16 protein-coding genes are annotated in these 18,703 nt (G+C 71.6%); 11 read left to right on the forward strand and 5 right to left on the reverse strand.

Annotated features, from left to right (window positions below; all coding sequences use genetic code 11):
* The 10 genes from nuoI (at position 1) to ACIO9K_RS09415 (ending at position 12,514) form a co-directional block, all read left to right on the forward strand.
* Positions 1-603, forward strand: a complete 603-nt coding sequence (gene nuoI / locus ACIO9K_RS09370; RefSeq protein WP_363619158.1) for an NADH-quinone oxidoreductase subunit NuoI — start codon at positions 1-3, stop codon at positions 601-603.
* Positions 600-1,616 (forward strand): NADH-quinone oxidoreductase subunit J, encoded by a 1,017-nt coding sequence (locus tag ACIO9K_RS09375; protein WP_400328154.1) that lies wholly within the window; start codon positions 600-602, stop codon positions 1,614-1,616. Before nuoI ends, ACIO9K_RS09375 begins: the two co-directional genes overlap by 4 nt.
* Positions 1,613-1,912, forward strand: coding sequence for an NADH-quinone oxidoreductase subunit NuoK (gene nuoK / locus ACIO9K_RS09380; protein ID WP_363585058.1), 300 nt, complete (start codon positions 1,613-1,615; stop codon positions 1,910-1,912). The genes ACIO9K_RS09375 and nuoK overlap by 4 nt, the downstream gene beginning before the upstream one ends.
* Before the next feature lie 13 nt (positions 1,913-1,925).
* A complete protein-coding gene (nuoL, locus tag ACIO9K_RS09385; protein ID WP_363619160.1) occupies positions 1,926-3,821 on the forward strand; it encodes an NADH-quinone oxidoreductase subunit L in 1,896 nt (631 codons plus the stop codon).
* A 34-nt stretch (positions 3,822-3,855) separates the two neighbouring features.
* A complete protein-coding gene (locus ACIO9K_RS09390; RefSeq protein ID WP_363619161.1) occupies positions 3,856-5,490 on the forward strand; it encodes an NADH-quinone oxidoreductase subunit M in 1,635 nt (544 codons plus the stop codon).
* Positions 5,491-5,501: 11 nt separating this feature from the next.
* Positions 5,502-7,124, forward strand: coding sequence for an NADH-quinone oxidoreductase subunit NuoN (gene nuoN, locus ACIO9K_RS09395; protein WP_350877774.1), 1,623 nt, complete (start codon positions 5,502-5,504; stop codon positions 7,122-7,124).
* A 303-nt stretch (positions 7,125-7,427) separates the two neighbouring features.
* Positions 7,428-8,438 (forward strand): polyprenyl synthetase family protein, encoded by a 1,011-nt coding sequence (locus ACIO9K_RS09400; RefSeq protein ID WP_363585063.1) that lies wholly within the window; start codon positions 7,428-7,430, stop codon positions 8,436-8,438.
* Positions 8,439-8,553: 115 nt separating this feature from the next.
* Positions 8,554-9,216, forward strand: a complete 663-nt coding sequence (locus ACIO9K_RS09405) for a response regulator transcription factor (protein WP_363585065.1) — start codon at positions 8,554-8,556, stop codon at positions 9,214-9,216.
* Positions 9,217-9,464: 248 nt separating this feature from the next.
* On the forward strand, positions 9,465-11,462 hold the full coding sequence (locus ACIO9K_RS09410; protein ID WP_363619162.1) for a 2-oxoacid:acceptor oxidoreductase subunit alpha: 1,998 nt from the start codon (positions 9,465-9,467) through the stop codon (positions 11,460-11,462).
* Positions 11,459-12,514, forward strand: coding sequence for a 2-oxoacid:ferredoxin oxidoreductase subunit beta (locus ACIO9K_RS09415; RefSeq protein WP_363619163.1), 1,056 nt, complete (start codon positions 11,459-11,461; stop codon positions 12,512-12,514). The genes ACIO9K_RS09410 and ACIO9K_RS09415 overlap by 4 nt, the downstream gene beginning before the upstream one ends.
* Positions 12,515-12,642: 128 nt before the next feature.
* Here ACIO9K_RS09415 and ACIO9K_RS09420 read toward each other — a convergent pair whose 3' ends face one another.
* Entirely contained in the window at positions 12,643-14,295 is a 1,653-nt protein-coding gene (locus tag ACIO9K_RS09420; RefSeq protein ID WP_363619164.1) for an LCP family protein, read from the reverse strand.
* Entirely contained in the window at positions 14,288-14,641 is a 354-nt protein-coding gene (locus tag ACIO9K_RS09425) for a DUF6542 domain-containing protein (protein ID WP_363585403.1), read from the reverse strand. The genes ACIO9K_RS09420 and ACIO9K_RS09425 overlap by 8 nt, the downstream gene beginning before the upstream one ends.
* A gap of 526 nt (positions 14,642-15,167) precedes the next feature.
* Here ACIO9K_RS09425 and ACIO9K_RS09430 point away from each other — a divergent pair.
* Complete coding sequence (locus ACIO9K_RS09430) at positions 15,168-15,824, forward strand: TetR/AcrR family transcriptional regulator (RefSeq protein ID WP_400328159.1); 657 nt, start codon at positions 15,168-15,170, stop codon at positions 15,822-15,824.
* A 338-nt stretch (positions 15,825-16,162) separates the two neighbouring features.
* Here the strand turns inward: ACIO9K_RS09430 and ACIO9K_RS09435 are convergent, their stop codons facing one another.
* The 3 genes from ACIO9K_RS09435 to ACIO9K_RS09445 are packed head-to-tail and all read right to left on the reverse strand — an operon-like array spanning position 16,163 to position 18,583.
* Positions 16,163-16,720, reverse strand: a complete 558-nt coding sequence (locus tag ACIO9K_RS09435; RefSeq protein WP_400328161.1) for an RICIN domain-containing protein — start codon at positions 16,718-16,720, stop codon at positions 16,163-16,165.
* Between the two features lie 51 nt (positions 16,721-16,771).
* Entirely contained in the window at positions 16,772-17,629 is an 858-nt protein-coding gene (locus ACIO9K_RS09440; protein WP_400328163.1) for a peptidoglycan-binding protein, read from the reverse strand.
* Positions 17,630-17,683: 54 nt separating this feature from the next.
* A complete protein-coding gene (locus tag ACIO9K_RS09445; protein ID WP_400328165.1) occupies positions 17,684-18,583 on the reverse strand; it encodes a CAP domain-containing protein in 900 nt (299 codons plus the stop codon).
* Positions 18,584-18,703 lie beyond the last annotated feature (120 nt).

An 18,703-nucleotide genomic window follows, 5' to 3' on the forward strand; every position in this document is an offset into this window, starting at 1 on the left:
ATGTCGTCCGACCAGACGGAGCGGGCCGAGCGGCCCGACAAGCCGTCGATCCTCGGCCCGGCCGCCGGCTTCGGCGTGACCTTCAAGGCCATGTTCAAGAAGCGGCTCACCGAGCAGTACCCGGAGCAGAAGAAGCCCACCGCTCCGCGCTTCCACGGCCGCCACCAGCTGAACCGGCACCCGGACGGCCTGGAGAAGTGCGTCGGCTGCGAGCTGTGCGCGTGGGCCTGTCCGGCCGACGCCATCTACGTGGAGGGCGCGGACAACCGGGAGGAGGAGCGCTACTCGCCGGGCGAGCGCTACGGCGCGGTCTACCAGATCAACTACGCCCGCTGCATCCTGTGCGGGCTGTGCATCGAGGCCTGCCCGACCCGCGCGCTCACCATGACCAACGAGTACGAGCTGGCCGACTCCTCGCGCCGGGACCTGATCTTCACCAAGGAGCAGCTGCTGGTCGGCCTGTCCGAGGGCATGGTGGACTCCCCGCACGCGATCTTCCCGGGCGCCGACGAGGGCGCGTACTACCGGGGCGAGATCACCGCGGCGGCGCCCGGGACGGTCCAGCAGGAGCGCACCGACCGGGAGCGGGAGGTCCAGCAGTGACCTCCCTCAACCTGGCCGCGACCGGGACGACCTCCGTCGGGGAGGCCGTCCAGTTCTGGGTGCTCGCGGTGATCGCGGTCGGCGGCGCGCTCGGCATGGTGCTGATGCGCAAGGCCGTGCACAGCGCGCTGTGCCTGGCGGCCACAATGATGGCGCTGGCGGTCTGTTACATGGCGCAGGGCGCGGTGTTCCTGGGCGTGGTGCAGATCGTCGTCTACACCGGCGCGATCATGATGCTGTTCCTGTTCGTGGTGATGCTGGTCGGCGTCACCAGCGAGGACTCCCTAAAGGAGCAGCTGAAGGGCCAGCGGTTCGCCGCGGTGCTGTGCGGGCTGGGCTTCGGCGTGCTGCTGATCGCCGGGATCGCCAACGCGCGGCTGGACCACTTCACCGGCCTGTCCGAGGCGAACGCCGAGGGCAACGTGCCGGGCCTGGCCCGGCTGATCTTCACCCGGTACGTGTGGGCGTTCGAGGTCACCGGCGCGCTGCTGATCACCGCGGCGATCGGTGCGATGGTGCTGACCCACCGCGAGCACGTGAAGGCGCCGAAGACGCAGCGCGAGCTGGCCGCCCAGCGGGTCGTGGACAACATCCAGCTGCCGCCGCTGCCGGCGCCGGGCGTGTACGCGCGGCACAACGCGGTGGACGTTCCGGCGCTGCTGCCGGACGGCACGATCGCCGAGGACTCGGTGATGGCGACGCTGCGCGAGCGCGGCCAGGTCCGGGACGTCAGCCAGGAGATGCTGCGGCGGATGGCCGAGCTGGAGAACACCACGGCGGACTGGCTGGGCCGGCCGTCGTCCGAGCGGCCGGCGGTCGCCGGACCGCGCAAGTCCCTGGAGCCGGTGCCGGCGTCGGTGCCGGCGTCGGTGAACGGCAAGGACGGCAACGGCGGTCCGAACGGTCTGAACGGCAACGGCGGCCTGAACGGCAACGGCGGTTCGAACGGCAAGGACGGCCTGATCGGCAAGGACGGCCTGAACGGCCGCGCCGACGAGGAGGGAGCGGAGTGAACCCGGCCAACTACCTGTACCTCGCGGCCCTGTTGTTCACCATCGGCGCGGCCGGAGTGCTGATCCGGCGCAACGCGATCGTGCTGTTCATGTGCGTGGAGCTGATGCTGAACGCCTCGAACCTCGCCCTGGTGACCTTCTCCCGGCTGCACGGCACCCTGGACGGCCAGATCATCGCGTTCTTCACGATGGTGGTCGCGGCGGCCGAGGTCGTGGTCGGCCTCGCCATCATCGTCTCCATCTTCCGGACCAGGCACTCCGCTTCGGTCGACGACAGCAATCTGATGAAGCTGTAGGCGGAGGGCCTCGGTGAACTCTCTCATTCCGCTGCTGGTGGCGGCCCCGCTGGCCGGCGCCGCCCTGCTCCTGCTCGGCGGCCGCGCGCTGGACCGCTTCGGCCACTGGCTGGCCACCGCCCTCGCGGCGCTCTCGTTCGGCTTCGGCCTGGCGCTGTTCCGGGACATGCTGGGCCGCGAGGCCGAGCACCGGGCCGTCACCGAGCACCTGTTCAGCTGGATCCCGGTGAACGGGTTCCAGGCCGACATGTCGTTCCGGCTCGACCAGTTGTCGATGACCTTCGTCCTGCTGATCACCGGCGTCGGCACGCTGATCCACCTGTACTCGGTGGGCTACATGGCGCACGACGAGCGCCGGCGCCGCTTCTTCGCGTACCTGAACCTGTTCCTGGCCGCCATGCTGCTGCTGGTGGTCGCCGACAACTACCTGCTGCTGTACTTCGGTTGGGAGGGCGTGGGCCTCGCCTCGTACCTGCTGATCGGCTTCTGGCAGCACAAGCCGAGCGCGGCGACGGCGGCGAAGAAGGCGTTCATCGTCAACCGGGTCGGTGACCTGGGCCTGTCGATCGCGATCATGCTGATGTTCACCGAGTTCGGCTCCTTCGCCTTCGAGCCGGTCTTCGGAGGGGCGGCGCAGGCGAGCGAGGGCAAGCTGACGGCGATCGGCCTGATGCTGCTGCTGGCGGCCTGCGGCAAGTCGGCGCAGGTGCCGCTGCAGTCCTGGCTGGGCGACGCGATGGAGGGCCCGACCCCGGTGTCGGCGCTGATCCACGCGGCCACCATGGTGACCGCCGGCGTCTACCTGATCACCCGCTCGTCGGCGATCTTCGACCTGGCGCCGGACGCGCAGACCGCCGTGGTGGTGGTCGGCGCGGTCACGCTGCTGTTCGGTGCGATCGTCGGTTGCGCGAAGGACGACATCAAGAAGGCGCTGGCCGGGTCGACGATGTCGCAGATCGGCTACATGGTGCTGGCGGCCGGGCTCGGCCCGATCGGCTACGCCTTCGCGATCATGCACCTGGTAACGCACGGCTTCTTCAAGGCCGGGCTGTTCCTCGGCGCCGGGTCGGTCATGCACGGCATGAACGACGAGGTGAACATGCGTCACTACGGTGGCCTGCGCAAGTACATGCCGGTCACCTTCGTCACCTTCGGCCTCGGCTACCTGGCGATCATCGGCTTCCCCGGCCTGTCCGGCTTCTTCTCCAAGGACAAGATCATCGAGGCGGCCTTCGCCAAGGGCGGCACCGAGGGCTGGATCCTCGGCCTGTGCGCGCTGACCGGCGCCGCCGTCACCGCGTTCTACATGACCCGGGTGATGCTGCTGACCTTCTTCGGCGAGAAGCGCTGGCAGCCGGACGCGGAGGGCAACGCCCCGCACCCGCACGAGTCGCCGAAGACCATGACCATCCCGATGGTCCTGCTGGCCTTCGGCTCGGTCTTCGCGGGCGGGCTGTTCGCCTTCAACGACTCGTTCCTGACCTGGCTGGAGCCGGTCACCGGGCACTCCGAGGGCAACTCGCCGCTCGCCCCGCTGGTGGTCACCGTGCTCACCACGGCCTGCATGCTGGCCGGCGTCCTCGTCTCGTACCTGATGTACGGGCGCTCCGCCGTCCCCGTGGTGCCGCCGGTCGGCTCCCCGCTCACCCGGGCCGCCCGCCGCGACCTGCTCCAGGACGACTTCAACCACGCCGTCCTGGTCCGCCCGGGCTCGGCGCTCACCGCGACGCTGGTCTACTTCGACAGCCGCGGTCTGGACGGCTTCGTCAACGGCCTGGCCGCCACCATCGGCGGCGTGTCCAGTCGGCTGCGGCGGGTCCAGAACGGCTTCGTCCGCTCGTACGCGCTCTCCATGTTCGGCGGCACGCTGGTGCTGGTCGCCACGACTCTCCTGATGAGGTCCGTCTGATGACTCGCGCAGATTCCACGTGGGGGGTGCGGCCATGAGCGCGTTGCTGACCGCCACCTGTGCCGTCCCGGCGGCCGGCGCGGTGCTGACCGCCGCCCTGCCCGCCGGGTCGACCGAGCGCCGCCGTTCGACCACCAAGGCCGTCGCCCTGGGCGTCTCGGTCGTCACCCTGGTGCTGGCCGCCGTGGTGGCGACCCGCTTCGACCCGCACGGCGATCGCTACCAGCTGACCGAGTCGTACAGCTGGATCCGCTCCTTCGGCATCACCTTCTCGCTCGGCGTGGACGGCATCGGCGCCGTCCTCGCCCTGCTCACCGCCGTCCTGGTGCCGGTGGTGATGCTGGCCTCCTGGCACGACGCCGACCCGGGGCCGGCCGCCCCCGACGGCACGTTCGCCCCCGACACCTTTGAGAACAGGCGCCGCACCCAGGGCTTCTTCGCCCTGATCCTGGCGGTGGAGGCGATGGTGGTCGTCTCCTTCTACGCCACCGACGTCTTCCTCTTCTACGTGTTCTTCGAAGCCATGCTGATCCCGATGTACTTCCTGATCGGCGGCTTCGGCGACCGGGCCGGCGGCCCCGACGCGGCGCGCCAGCGCTCGTACGCGGCCGTGAAGTTCCTGCTCTACAACCTGCTCGGCGGCCTGGTGATGCTGGCCGCCGTGATCGGCCTGTACGTGATCGCGCAGGACCAGGGCTTCGGCACCTTCGACCTCCGGACCCTCACCTCGGCGATCGCCGACGGCAAGCTCCAGCTGTCCGGCACCGCCGAGAAGGCGCTGTTCCTGGGCTTCTTCTTCGCCTTCGCGGTGAAGGCCCCGCTGTGGCCGCTGCACACCTGGCTGCCGAACGCGATGGGCGAGGCCACCGCCGGCACCGCCGTGCTGATCACCGCCGTGGTGGACAAGGTCGGCACCTTCGCGATGCTGCGCTTCTGCCTCGGGCTGTTCCCGCACGCCTCGAAGACCTTCGCCCCGGTGATCCTGGTCCTGTCGGTGATCGGGATCATCTACGGCGCGCTGCTGGCGGTCGGCCAGAAGGACATCAAGCGGCTGGTCGCCTACGCGTCGATCTCGCACTTCGGCTTCATCATCATGGGCATCTTCGCGCTGACCAGCCAGGGCCAGAGCGGCGCCACCCTCTACATGGTCAACCACGGCATCTCCACCGCCGCGTGGATGCTGGTGGCGGGCTTCCTGATCTCCCGCCGCGGCTCGCGGCTGATCGCCGACTACGGCGGGGTGCAGAAGGTCGCCCCGGTGCTCGCCGGGACGTTCCTGATCGGCGGTCTGGCCACCCTGTCGCTGCCCGGGCTGGCCCCGTTCGTCAGCGAGTTCCTGGTGCTGGTGGGCACGTTCACCCGCTACCCGGCGATCGGCATCGTGGCGACCTTCGGCATCGTGCTGGCCGCGCTGTACGCCCTGCTGCTGTACCAGCGCACCATGACCGGCCCGGTGAAGGCCGGCGTCGGCGGGATGCCCGACCTCAAGGTCCGCGAACTGGCCGTGGTCGCCCCGCTGGTGGCGCTGACCATCCTGCTCGGCGTCTACCCCAAGCCGCTCACCGACCTGGTCAACCCCTCGGTGAACGCGACGCTCTCGCAGGTCCACGAGACCGACCCGGCGCCGGCCCACCCGGTCGCCGCCACCTCAGGAGGTGAGCAGAAGTGAGCACCACCGGCATGCTCGCCGCCGCCGGCGGCAACACCGCCAGCATCCCGGCGCCGCACCTGGAGTACGGCCAGCTCTCCCCGATGCTGGTGGTGTTCGGCGCCGCCGTGGCCGGCATCCTGGTGGAGGCCTTCGTGCCCCGCCGGTACCGGCACTGGACGCAGGTGTCGCTCGCCCTGGCCGGGCTGATCGGCTCCTTCGTCGCCGTGGTGGTGCTGGCCTCCCAGGGCTTCGGCTCCACCCGGGTCGACCTGCTGGCCATGGAGTCCGTCGCGCTGGACGGCCCGGCGCTGTTCCTGCAGGGCGTGATCCTGCTGGCCGCCGTCGTCGCGGTGCTCACCTACGCCGAACGGAAGCTGGAGCCCAAGGCGGGCGGCCTGCCCGCCGACGCCTTCGCGGCCCAGGCCGCCGCCACCCCCGGCGGCGAGCAGGAGCGGGCCGCGGTCCGGGCCGGCTTCGCCACCAGCGAGGTCTTCCCGCTCACCATGTTCGCGGTCGGCGGGATGCTGCTGTTCCCCGCGGCCAACGACCTGCTGACGATGTTCGTGGCGCTGGAGGTCTTCTCCCTCCCGCTGTACCTGCTCTGCGCGCTGGCCCGGCGCCGCCGGCTGCTCTCCCAGGAGGCGGCCGTCAAGTACTTCCTGCTGGGCGCCTTCGCCTCGGCGTTCTTCCTGTTCGGCACCGCGCTGCTGTACGGCTACGCGGGCAGCGTGAAGCTCGGCGACATCTCGGACGTGATCTCCGGCAAGGCGATGACCACCCCGGCGCAGCTGAGCAGCACCCAGAGTGACGCGCTGCTGCTGATCGGCCTGGCGATGCTCGCGGTCGGCCTGCTGTTCAAGGTCGGCGCGGTGCCGTTCCACTCCTGGACCCCGGACGTGTACCAGGGCGCGCCGACCCCGGTGACCGGCTTCATGGCGGCGGCGACGAAGGTCGCGGCCTTCGGGGCGTTCCTGCGGCTGTTCTACGTGGCCTTCCCGGGCCTGCGGCTGGACTGGCGGCCGGTGCTGTGGGGGGTGGCGATCCTCACCATGGTGGTGGGCGCGGTGCTGGCGGTCACCCAGCAGGACGTCAAGCGGCTGCTGGCGTACTCCTCGATCGCGCACGCCGGGTTCATCCTCACGGGCGTGATCGCCACCAACAAGCAGGGCCTGTCCTCGGTGCTGTTCTACCTGCTGTCGTACTCCTTCGTGACGCTCGGCGCGTTCGCCGTGGTCACCCTGGTGCGCGACTCCAAGGGCGAGGCGACCCACCTGTCCAGCTGGGCCGGGCTGGGCCGGCGCTCGCCGCTGGTGGCGGCGGTGTTCGCGCTGTTCCTGCTGGCCTTCGCCGGGATCCCGCTGACCTCCGGGTTCACCGGGAAGTTCGCGGTGTTCCAGGCGGCGGCGGCCGGCGGGGCGACGCCGCTGGTGATCGTCGGTGTGCTGAGTTCGGCGGTGGCCGCGTTCTTCTACATCCGGGTCATCGTGCTGATGTTCTTCTCCGACCCGAAGCCGGGCGGCCCGACGGTGGCGATCCCGAGCGCCTTCACGGCGACCGCGATCGGGGTGGGGGTGCTGGTCACGCTGGGTCTCGGCCTGCTGCCGCAGTACTTCCTGGACCTGGCGTCGAAGGCCGCGCTGTTCGTCCGCTGACCGCCACCGGGGCGGCGCCGCCGCCCCGGGCCCGTCCGGGCCGCGCCCTCGGCGCGCGGTCCGGACGCGCGTTTGCCGCCGGCCCGCCGGCGGAGGGGCTCCGGCCCGTGTTTTCCAGCTGAATTCGCCCCCACCGCAGTACTGCCCCCACAGCCGCCCTGACCAGGGCATCCGGCCCGATCATGACAGGATCCGCACGCCCGTGCAGTGATCCACTCGTGACCGGATACCCTGCCTGTATGGCCAGCGGCGGCACTCAGGGACCAGGCCGCTAGATCGACCAGGGACAGAGGAGTGGTCTTCGTGACCGTCGTGGGACCCTTCGGGCTCAGCGTGCAGGACCGCGACCTGACCCGGGACGTTCAGGCCGGACTGGACGCGGTGGAGACGGCGCTCGCCGAGGCCGTCAAGAGCGACGTCCCGTTCATCACCATCACCGCCAGTCACCTCATCGAGGCCGGCGGCAAGCGCTTCCGTCCGCTGCTGCTGCTGCTGGCGGCGCAGTTCGGCGACCCGGGGGCGCCCGGCGTGGTGCCGGCGGCCGTCGTCGTCGAGCTCACCCACCTGGCGACCCTGTACCACGACGACGTCATGGACGAGGCCCCGGTGCGCCGCGGCGCCCCCAGCGCCAACTCCCGCTGGGACAACTCGGTGGCCATCCTCACCGGCGACTTCCTGTTCTCCCGCGCCTCCCAGGTGCTCGCCGACCTCGGCCCCGAGGCGGTGCGGATGCAGGCCGACGCCTTCGAGCGGCTGGTCACCGGCCAGATCCTGGAGACCCGCGGCCCCGGCCCGGACGGCGACCCGCTGCTGCACTACCTCGACGTGCTGGCCGGCAAGACCGGTTCGCTGATCGCGGTCTCCTGCCGGATAGGAGCGCTGATGGCCGGCGCCGAGCCGTGGATGGTGGACACCCTCAGCGAGTTCGGCGAGCGGATCGGCATCGCCTTCCAGCTGGCCGACGACGTGCTGGACATCGCCAGCGACGGCCAGGAGTCCGGCAAGACCCCCGGCACCGACCTGCGCGAGGGCGTGCCGACCCTGCCGACCCTGCTGCTGGAGCAGATGCCGGCCGACCCCGCCGACCCGGCCGACACCCGGCTGCGCGAACTGCTCACCCTGGACCTCGCCGACGACGAGCTGCACGCCGAGGCGCTGCGGCTGCTGCGCCGCCACCCCGCGCTGGAGCGCGCCCGCCGGGAGACGCTGCGCCAGGCCGAGGACGCCCGGGCGCTGCTCGCCCCGCTGCCGGACTGCGCGGCGAAGGCGGCCCTGGAGGGGCTCTGCGACGCGGTGGCGATCCGGACCATGTGACCGGGGCGCGGCGGGCGGCAGCCCCTGACCGGCGGATCCGCGGACGGCGGGCCGGGTGTTCACCCGGATGGGGGAGACTGGCCCCTGTCAGCTCTGCCCTGCCGGGAAGGTCACCATGCGCCGCGTCGTCATAGCCGAGGACTCCGTACTGCTACGGGAGGGCCTGACCCGGCTGCTCACCGACCGGGGCCTGGAGGTCGTGGCGGGTGTCGGGGACGGCGCCGCGCTGGTGAAGACCATCCACGACCTGGCCGCGGCCGGGCAACTGCCGGACGTCGTGGTCTCCGACGTGCGGATGCCGCCGAGCCACACCGACGAGGGCCTGCGCGCCTGCGTCGAGCTGCGCGGGCGCTACCCGGAGCTGAACGTGCTGGTGCTGTCGCAGTTCGTGGAGGAGCGGTACGCCTCCGAGCTGCTGGCCGGTTCGACCCGGGGCGTCGGCTACCTGCTGAAGGACCGGGTCGCGGAGGTGCGCGAGTTCGCGGACGCGGTGGTCCGGGTCGCCGAGGGCGGCACCGCGCTGGACCCGGAGGTGGTGCAGCAACTCCTCAGCCGCAGCCGCAAGGGCGACGTGCTGGCCAACCTCACCCCGCGCGAGCGGGAGGTGCTCGGGCTGATGGCGGAGGGCCGCACCAACAGTGCGGTGGCCAAGCAGCTGGTGGTCTCGGACGGCGCGGTGGAGAAGCACGTCAGCAACATCTTCCTGAAGCTGGGCCTGGCGCAGAGCCCGGAGGACCACCGCCGGGTGCTGGCGGTGCTCACCTACCTCAACTCGTAGCCGTCCCGGCGGCCGGGCAGCTCGGGGGTAGCTCGGGGGCAGGGGGAGCGGCCGTCGGACGCGGAATGATCTCCGGCGGCCGGACGTTGTACCCCGTGTGCGGTTCGGGCGCGGGCCGGTGTTTTCCCGCCGCACGTGGGAGTTCCGTCCGGGATCAAGTGCCCGCGCATAGGATGCGGGAGGTGCACCAAGCGGACGGGGCACGGGGCCGCGCCCGCGGTGGTGTGCCCTCGAGGAGGTCCGCGGCAGTGACCAGTCAGGTCGATCAGTCAGAGGCAGTGGACGGCTCGGACGGCGACGGTGGTCGTTCCGGGAACGGTGACGGACGCCCCGGTGCGGCCGTGCCCGCCGATCCAACGGCCCCGGGAGGTTCGCCGCCGAGGCGCGGCAAGCCGATCCGCCGACTGGACCGGGTGATCATCCGTTTCGCCGGTGACTCGGGCGACGGCATGCAGCTCACCGGTGACCGGTTCACCTCGGAGACGGCGTCGTTCGGCAACGACCTCTCCACGCTGCCGAACTTCCCGGCCGAGATCCGGGCGCCCGCCGGGACGCTGCCGGGCGTGTCGTCCTTCCAACTGCACTTCGCGGACCACGACATCCTCACCCCGGGGGACGCGCCGAACGTGCTGGTGGCGATGAACCCGGCGGCGCTGAAGGCGAACCTGGAGGACCTGCCGCGCGGCGCGCAGATCATCGTCAACACGGACGAGTTCACCAAGCGCGCGCTGGCGAAGGTCGGTTACGCGGCGGACCCGCTGGCCGACGGCTCGCTGGAGGGCTACCACCTGCACAAGGTGCCGCTGACGACGCTGACCCTGGAGGCGTTGAAGGACAGCGGGCTGGCGCGCAAGGACGCCGAGCGGGCCAAGAACATGTTCGCGCTGGGGCTGCTGTCCTGGATGTACCACCGCCCCACCCACGGGACGGAGACCTTCCTGCGCGGCAAGTTCGCGAAGAAGCCGCAGATCGCCGAGGCGAACATCAGCGCCTTCAAGGCGGGCTGGAACTTCGGTGAGACCACGGAGACCTTCGCGGTCTCCTACGAGGTGCCGCCGGCCAGACTCCCGGCCGGGCGCTACCGCAACATCTCGGGGAACCTGGCGCTCTCCTACGGCCTGATCGCCGCCGCGCAGCGCTGCGGGCTGCCGCTGTACCTGGGCTCGTACCCGATCACGCCGGCCTCGGACATCCTGCACGAGCTGAGCCGGCACAAGAACTTCGGGGTCCGTACCTTCCAGGCCGAGGACGAGATCGCCGGGATCGGTGCGGCGCTCGGCGCGTCCTTCGGCGGCGCGCTGGGGGTGACGACGACCTCGGGCCCCGGGGTGGCGTTGAAGAGCGAGACGATCGGCCTGGCGGTGTCGCTGGAGCTGCCGCTGCTGGTGGTGGACATCCAGCGCGGTGGGCCGTCGACCGGTCTGCCGACCAAGACGGAGCAGGCGGACCTGCTGCAGGCGATGTTCGGGCGCAACGGCGAGGCGCCGGTGCCGATCGTCGCTCCGGCGACGCCGGCGGAGTGCTTCGACGCGGCGCTGGAGGCGGCGCGGATCGCGGTGACGTACCGGACGCCGGTGTTCCTGCTCTCGGACGGCTACCTGGCGAACGGCTCGGAGCCGTGGCGGATCCCTGAGGTGGACGAACTCCCGCTGGTCAGTCCGGATTTCGCGACCGGGCCGAACCGCGAGGACGGCTCGTTCTGGCCCTACCTGCGGGATCCGAGGACCCTGGCCAGGCCGTGGGCGCTGCCCGGTACGCCGGGGCTGGAGCACCGGATCGGCGGGATCGAGAAGCAGGACGGGACGGGGAACATCTCCTACGACCCGGCGAACCACGACTTCATGGTCCGCACCCGGCAGGCGAAGGTCGACGGGATCGCCGTCCCCGACGTGGAGGTCGACGACCCGAGCGGCGAGGCGCGGGTGCTGGTGCTCGGCTGGGGTTCGACGTACGGGCCGATCACCGCGGCCGTGCGGCGGGTGCGGGCGGACGGCGGGGAGGTCGCCCAGGCGCACCTGCGCCACCTGAACCCCTTCCCGGCCAACCTGGGCGCGGTGCTCAGGAGTTACGAGAAGGTCGTCGTGCCGGAGATGAACCTGGGCCAGCTCGCGCTGCTGCTGCGGGCGAAGTACCTGGTGGACGCGGAGTCCTACAACCAGGTGCGTGGACTGCCGTTCAAGGCGGCGCAGTTGGCGGACGTGCTGTCGGCGGCGATCGGCGCCCTGGACGAGGAGGACCACCGATGAGCGAGAACGGCTTCCCGTCCCTGAACCTGGTGCCCAAGGCCGAAGGGCCGCAGAGCGCCCGGGACTTCAAGACCGACCAGGAGGTGCGCTGGTGCCCGGGCTGCGGGGACTACGCCGTCCTGGCGGCGGTGCAGGGCTTCATGCCGGAGCTCGGCATCAAGCGCGAGAACACCGTGTTCATCTCCGGGATCGGCTGTTCCTCGCGTTTCCCGTACTACATGAACACCTACGGGGTGCACTCGATCCACGGGCGGGCGCCGGCGATCGCGACCGGGCTGGCGTCCTCGCGGCAGGACCTGAGCGTGTGGGTGGTGACGGGGGACGGTGACGCGCTGTCCATCGGCGGCAACCACCTGATCCACGCGCTGCGGCGCAACGTCAACCTGAAGATCCTGCTGTTCAACAACCGGATCTACGGCCTGACCAAGGGCCAGTACTCGCCGACCAGCGAGCTGGGCAAGATCACCAAGTCGACGCCGATGGGCTCGCTCGACGCGCCGTTCAACCCGCTCTCGCTGGCGATCGGCGCCGAGGCGACCTTCGTCGCCCGCACGATCGACTCGGACCGCCAGCACCTCCAGTCGGTGCTGCGGGCGGCGGCCGCGCACGAGGGCACGGCGCTGGTGGAGATCTACCAGAACTGCAACATCTTCAACGACGGCGCGTTCGAGGCCCTGAAGCAGCCCGGCACCCGGGACGAGGCGCTGATCCGGCTGGAGCACGGGCAGCCGATCCGCTTCGGCGCGGACCTGGCCGGCGGCGTGTTCCGCGGCCCGGACGGCGAGCTGTTCACCGCGCCGGTGACGGCGGACAACGAGGCGCGGGTGCTGGTCCACGACGCGCACGCGGCCAACCCGGCCACCGCCTTCGCGCTGTCCCGGATCGCCGACGCCGACACCCTGCACCACACCCCGATCGGCGTCCTGCGGGACGTCCACCGACCCGTCTACGACGAGCTGATGGCGGGGCAGCTGGCCGCCGCGCAGGCCGATCGCGGGCCGGGCGACCTGGCCGCGCTGCTGGCGGGCGGCGACACCTGGACGGTGGACTGACCGGTCCGGTCCGGTCACTGCGGCGCCCCCTCGGCCGATGGCCGAGGGGGCGCCGCGGGAAAAGCCGTGGGGAGGCTCCCTGGTGGGAGCCTCCCCACGGCTCGGTGCGGCGCGTCAGGTGCGGGGTGTCAGTAGACGCAGGGGATGCCGCCGTCGCTCTGGGCGTCGACCGACGGGCCCTGCACGGGCAGGTTGGCCGCCGGGTCGGACGGGGCCCCGGTCGCGCCGCCGCCCGGCGCTGCGGCGCCGGTCTTGTCGTCGGTCGCGCCGGTGAAGCCGGTGCCGAGGGTGACGACCACCCGGTCGGCGGGGGCCGACGCGGACTCCGTGGCCGTGACGCCGTAGCGGGCGGCGATCTGGTCGGCCGCCTCCTTGGCGCCCTTGCCGTAGGCCACGGTGGTGGTCTTGGGCTTCGCGGCGGCGCTGCCGGTCTTGCCCGCCTTGAAGCCCATCGCGACCAGGGCCTTGGATTCGGCGGTGGAGGATACCCCGGCGGCCGTGGAGGCGTTGAAGACGTCCACGGTGGTGGGGGCGGCGGCCTTGGTGGTGGGCGGCGCGGTCGTGGCCGGCGCGGAGGGGGCCGCCGGGGCGGGCGTGTCGCCCGCCGCGTCGGGGGCGGCCGGTGCGGAGTCGGCGTAGCCGAAGATCTGCTTGACGACCTTCTGGAGCTTCGCGGGGGTGACCAGGTTGACGTCCTGGCCGTTGCGGGTGCCGAAGCCGTCGAAGGTCAGGGTGTTGAACTCGACGTTGCCGCCGGTGAGGTTGGGGGCCTGCTGGGCGAAGTCGAGGACGTTCCACTCGTTGTCGATGACCAGGTCCTTCTGCACCACGCCGAACAGCTGCTGCAGCTTGCCGAGGTCGCTGATGACGCCGTCCTGCTTGAGCTTGTGCACGACGGAGGAGATGAAGGCCTGCTGGCGGTGGGTGCGGGCGAAGTCGCCGCTGTTGCCGTCCGGGCCGTCCAGGTTGTGGCGCTGGCGGACGAAGGAGAGCGCCTGGGAGGCGTTGAGCTTGTTGATGCCCTTGTGGAAGTCGGCACCGGAGCCCTGGCCCTCCATGGCCGGGTCCTTGGTGTCGTGGGTGAGGCAGACCTCGATCGGCTCGACGGCCTTGGCGATGTCGTAGAAGCCCATCAGGTTGACTTCGGCTATGTGGTCGACGGGCTGGTCGAGGAACTTCTGCACGGTCTGGATGGTGGCCGCCCGGCCGGCGTCGCGGCCGGCCTTCTCCAGGTCCGCGCCCTTGAGCCCCTTCGCCTGGAGGGCCGGGGTGGCCTTCTCCTTGGCCTCGCCGTAGGCCTCCTTGATCTTGCGCATGCCGGCCTGCTTGCCGTCCCCGGTGTAGGTCATGACGTAGTCGTCACGGGGGATGGAGACGGCCTGCGCCTTGCCGCCGCCGGCTGGGATGTGCAGCAGGATCAGGGAGTTGGTGTTGTAGCCGCCGATGTCGGAGCTGTGGCCGGCGTGCAGTTCGTCCTGGACGAACTCCGGCGGCAGGTCCGTCCCGTCCATGTTCTTGCGGCTGTCGAGGCCGATCAGCAGGATGTTGACGGAGTTGTCGAGGTGCTTGGGCGCGTTCTTCTTGGTCTCGGCGATGGCGTTGGAGGTGGTCATCCCGTCGGTGAGGGACGTCACCTCGTACCAGACCACCCCGCTGGCGGCGAACACCGCCAGGGCGACCGAGCAGGCCAGCGTCCGGCCCGCGATCAGCAGGGGGGAGGTGCGGCGGGTCGGGGGCGCGGCGGCGCGGCCGCCGTCCCGGGTCTGCGGGTTCTCAGCCATGGTCCCTCCTCCGGTCCCGGACCAGCCGGACCACGATCACCAGGGCGGCCGCTGCGGCGGCCGCGGCCATCACGGGAAAGTCGTGGACCACCCACTTCGCGGAGCCGGTGGCCAGGTTCTTGCCCCGGTAGGCGTCGCCGTTGGCCAGCAGTTCCGCGCCGGCCGTCACCCCCAGGACCAGCAGCGGAGTGGAGGCGAGGACCCACCACCAGCCATTGCGGCTGCTGAGTGCGGCCGCCAGGCCGGTGCCGAGCACGGCGCCCACCAGGAAGGCCGTCCCCATGCCGGGGCCGGAGAGCTCGTCGATCCCGGCGCCCACCGCCGGCAGCCCCACGGCCAGGGCCACGGGCAGGGCCGCTCCGCCGGGGAAGGGGCGGACGGGGGCCTTGCTCGCCCGCCGACGGGATCCCTGGTCGGAGGTGCGCCCCGGTGCCCGCCGGTCGGGTGTCCGCCCCGGTGACCGCTGGTCGGGTGTCCGCCCCGGTGACCGCTGGTCGGCGGTCCGTTGGTCGGTCGTCCGCGCCTGCGTCTCCTGGCCGGGCGTTCGCCCGCGTGCCTCCTGGTTGGACGTCCGTCCTCGCCGCCCCGCCACGCACTCACCCCCGGTGTTCCCGTGCTTTGCGCCCCTGTGGCGCCTGCGCCCGGTCCTCGTGTGATGAGCCGTTGTGCGCTGCCACTTCTGGACGCTGCTGTTCGGCCGGCCGGTTCCCGCGCTCGGCTTCCGTGTTCCGGTCGGGGGCAGGCGTGCTGTTGAATTCCCTCTACACGGGTGTAGAGGTTGTAGGCAGCATAGAGCACCCTTGTTCGATGGCAACCCGGCTCAGGCGGGCTCGGGAGACACTACACCGGGCAGTTTTCGAGAGTCCCGGTAGATGAGGAGTGACGCCGTGGCGGCGACGGGCGGAGCGGGACGGCCGGAGAAGCGCAAGGCGATCACGCGGGCCGCGACGGCGGTATTCGGGCGCGAGGGATACGTCCGGGCCAGCATGGACGCGATCGCGGCGGAGGCCGGGGTGTCCAAGCGCACGGTCTACAACCACTTCGCCGACAAGGAGACCCTCTTCCTCTCCGTCGCACTCCAGAACTCGGCCGAACTGACCGACGCCATGCGCGAGTTGATGGAAAAGCACCTCGACCGGGTGGTGGACCTGCGCCGGGGCCTCACCGACTTCGCGGTCGAACGGGCCCGGGCCGTCCTCTCGGCCGGGGACCGCGGCGCGCTCGGCCGGGCCATCCGCGCCGAGGTCGCCAACATCCCGGCCGACGTCCTGGAGGCGTGGCTGGAGGCCGGCCCGATCGCCTCGCAGCGCGACCTCGCGCAGCGGTTCGAGGCGATCGCGGACCGAGGCCTGCTGGCCGTCGACGACGCCCCGCAGACCGCCGAGCAGTTCACGCTGCTGACCTTCCACGGCGTCGCCGAGCGCTCGTTCTGGGGCGCCCTGCCGGTGGCGGACGAGGAACTCGCCCGGATCGCGGCGCTCGGTGTCGACGCCTTCCTGCGGATCCACCGGGTTCCTGTGGCGCGGTGACGGCGCGGGTGCCTGCGGCGCGGTGACGGCGAGGGTGCCTGCGGCACGGTGGCGGCGGACGCCGGAGCGTGAGACGCCCGCAGCGCGGTGACGGCGGACGCCTGACCGTGACACGCCGTCGGGGAGGGGTTCGGCGGCGTGTCACGGGGCCCACTCGTGGGCGAGCAGGTCGAGGACCGGCTTGCCGACGAACCCCTCCGCCGGCCCAGGGGTGGCTCGGGCGGAGGGTGGTGGGCGCGGACCGGTCCGCCCGCCGGAGTCGGCGAACGGACCGGGGACGGGTCGGGTCCGACGATTCGCGCCCCGGGCGGAACCGTCGGACCCCTCTCGGGGAGCCGTCAGCCGATCTTCCAGCGCTGGGCCGGGTCGCTGCCGTTGCAGGACGTCACCGAGGTGAGCTGGGCGACGCCGTTGGACTTGAGGCACTGGCCGGTGGCCACGTTCTGGATCAGGTACCAGCCGCGGTCCTCGCTGGTGCGGATCCACTTCTGGTTGGCCGGCAGCCAGTCGCCGGCCGGGCGGTTGAGGCCGTCCCAGCCGCCGGGGGTGTCCCAGAGCTGGACGGCGCCCGAGCCGGTGTCGAGGTCGACGACCTTGCCGGCCGAGCCGTGCGAGATGGCGGTGGTGCCGTCGCAGTAGCCCCAGAACGACCAGGTCTGCGCGGGGCTCTGGTTGCCCTGGTAGACGCCGATCCGCCGGCCGTTGCTCTCCGTGTTGGCCGGCAGGTCCAGGACGCCGGTGGCGCCGTTGTAGACGGCGGTGACGGTCTGCAGGTTCGGCGCCAGCTCGCAGCCGGCGGCGTGCGCGGCCGGGGCGGTGACCACGGCCGCCCCCGCGACGGCCGCGACGGCGCCGAGCCCGGCGAGGAACCTGAGGGTACGGGTGACGGGTTTCATCGGGTTCTCCTTCTTGGGTGTGGTGGATCCGGGTGTGGTCGAGGTGCGGCGTCAGCCGCGCGGGACCTGGAGGGCGTCCCACTGCTTGGGGCCGGGGATTCCGTCGGCGTCGCTGCCGGAGTCACCCAGCTTGTGCTGCCAGTTGCGGAAGGATTCGAGGTCCGCCCCGGACCACTCGGGGCCGGGGCCCTCGGCGTAGGCGGAGCAGCCCTCGGCGACCAGGCGCTCTCCCATCCGGGTGATGACGTCGCTCTTCTGGCCGTCCTGGAAGAAGTCGGCGCCGGGGAAGGGCTCGTAGCCGCCCTCGCCCCCGCCTCCGTCCCCGCTGCTGTCGGCTTGGGGCCGGGCGCCGCCGTTCGGCTGGTCGGCGGCGGAGGCCTCCTGCCCGAAGTAGACCGCCCCCTGGCGGTCCCGCCACTGCGGGTCGGCGAGGATGACGCCGTCGGCGAAGTCCGGGACGCCGTACCCGTACACCCAACTCGACTTGCGGTCACGGGTCTTGAGGTAGACGCCGTCGCCCTCGGAGCTGCCGTCGTCGTTGGTGTTGCCCTCGACGGTGGTGATGGTGGAGCTGGTGTAGGCGACGCAGATGCCGGTGTGGCTGCCGCCGCCGGGGCCGTAGAACACCTGGCCGCCGATCACCGGGTAGTCGGTGAAGCGGTCGCGGTCCCTGAACCAGGCGACGCCCTCGGCGCAGGAGGCCGTCACCGGGAACAGCCCGGCGTTGCCGGACTGCTGGGCGCACCAGGCGACGAAGGTCGCGCACCAGGCCTCGCCCTGGGACCACTCCAGGCCGGGGACGGTCGGGGAGTACTTCTGGATGTTGTTCCAGTGCGAGCCGCTGCGGCCCTCCTGGTATCCGACCTCGTCTCGGGCGACGCGGATCAGGTCCGCCGCGTTCGAGGACATGAGGGTGGCTCCTTGCTTGCTGTGGCTGCTGTGACGGCTGAGGGGGCGGGGCGGTCAGGCCTGGGCGAAGGTCTGGACGTAGCGGCCCCAGTTGCCGCGCTGGCGGGGGGTGTAGCCGATGCCGATGGAGGTGAAGTCGCGGCCCAGGATGTTGTCGCGGTGGTGCGGGCTGTTCATCCACATCTGCATGGCCTCCGCCACGCTGTTGCCCGGGGTGACGTTCTCGGCGGCCGAGCGGAACTGGAAGCCGGCGGCGTGGATGCGGTCCCACGGGTTGCTGCCGTCGGTGCCGTCGTGCTGGGTGAGGTCGTGGGACGCCATGTCGTTGGCGTGCCGCTGGGCGGCGGCGCTCAGGCGGTCGTCGAGCCGCAGCGGCTGGAGGCCGGCCCGGCCGCGCTCCGTGTTGACGGAGGCCAGCATCTCGGTGCGGAAGTCGCCGCCGGGCTGCGGCTGCGGCTGGGGCTGGGGCTGCTGCTGGCCGCCGGCGCCGCCGTTCTGGCCGCCGGCCGGGATGAGCTGCCAGCGCTGCGCCGGGTTGTTGTCGTCCTGCTTGGTGAGGGTGAGCGGGGCGCCGGGGGCGGCCGCGGTGAGGAACAGCTGGCCCTCGTCGCCGCGGACGGTCCGGACCCGGAACCAGTCGTTGTCGATGACCTCCAGCACCCAGCGCTGGTTGGGCTGCCCGTGCTCGTTGAACAGCCAGGTCTGGCCGGTGGAGTAGTTGTAGTCGACGACGACGGCCTGGCCGGGGGCGTGCCTGCCGTTGGTGAGCTGGGTCTCCAGGAGCCAGCTGCCGCCGTCCTTGGCCCAGAAGACCCAGCCCTGGGCGGTGGTGCCGTTGGGGCCCCAGGACTGGACCGGGGTGCCCGGGCTGCTCTGGCTGGAGCGCACGTCGGCGACCGTTCCGTTCGCGGACTTGAGGGTCCAGACCTGGCCGTTCTGCGGGAGCGTGGGCATGAGTGGCGCCTATCTTCGATGGGAGTGGCCCCGGCTCCGCACTGGTGCGGTCCGCGACCTGACGAGAGAGAAGATCGCGGACCGCGGTAGACAAGTGATCAACAAGGGGGGGCGGCTCCC

Source organism: Kitasatospora sp. NPDC087271 (genome assembly GCF_044744605.1).
In the GTDB taxonomy this organism is placed as follows: Bacteria; Actinomycetota; Actinomycetes; order Streptomycetales; family Streptomycetaceae; genus Kitasatospora.

Excerpts from the sequence above, each read along its gene's own strand:
- ACIO9K_RS09390 (WP_363619161.1), top strand. The coding sequence starts at position 3,856 with ATGAGCGCGTTGCTGACCGCCACCTGTGCCGTCCCGGCGGCCGGCGCG.
- ACIO9K_RS09415 (WP_363619163.1), top strand. The coding sequence starts at position 11,459 with ATGAGCGAGAACGGCTTCCCGTCCCTGAACCTGGTGCCCAAGGCCGAA.
- ACIO9K_RS09405 (WP_363585065.1), top strand. The coding sequence starts at position 8,554 with ATGCGCCGCGTCGTCATAGCCGAGGACTCCGTACTGCTACGGGAGGGC.
- ACIO9K_RS09435 (WP_400328161.1), bottom strand. The coding sequence starts at position 16,720 with ATGAAACCCGTCACCCGTACCCTCAGGTTCCTCGCCGGGCTCGGCGCC.
- ACIO9K_RS09420 (WP_363619164.1), bottom strand. The coding sequence starts at position 14,295 with ATGGCTGAGAACCCGCAGACCCGGGACGGCGGCCGCGCCGCCGCGCCC.
- ACIO9K_RS09445 (WP_400328165.1), bottom strand. The coding sequence starts at position 18,583 with ATGCCCACGCTCCCGCAGAACGGCCAGGTCTGGACCCTCAAGTCCGCG.
- ACIO9K_RS09440 (WP_400328163.1), bottom strand. The coding sequence starts at position 17,629 with ATGTCCTCGAACGCGGCGGACCTGATCCGCGTCGCCCGAGACGAGGTC.
- nuoI (WP_363619158.1), top strand. The coding sequence starts at position 1 with ATGTCGTCCGACCAGACGGAGCGGGCCGAGCGGCCCGACAAGCCGTCG.
- nuoN (WP_350877774.1), top strand. The coding sequence starts at position 5,502 with ATGCTCGCCGCCGCCGGCGGCAACACCGCCAGCATCCCGGCGCCGCAC.
- ACIO9K_RS09430 (WP_400328159.1), top strand. The coding sequence starts at position 15,168 with ATGAGGAGTGACGCCGTGGCGGCGACGGGCGGAGCGGGACGGCCGGAG.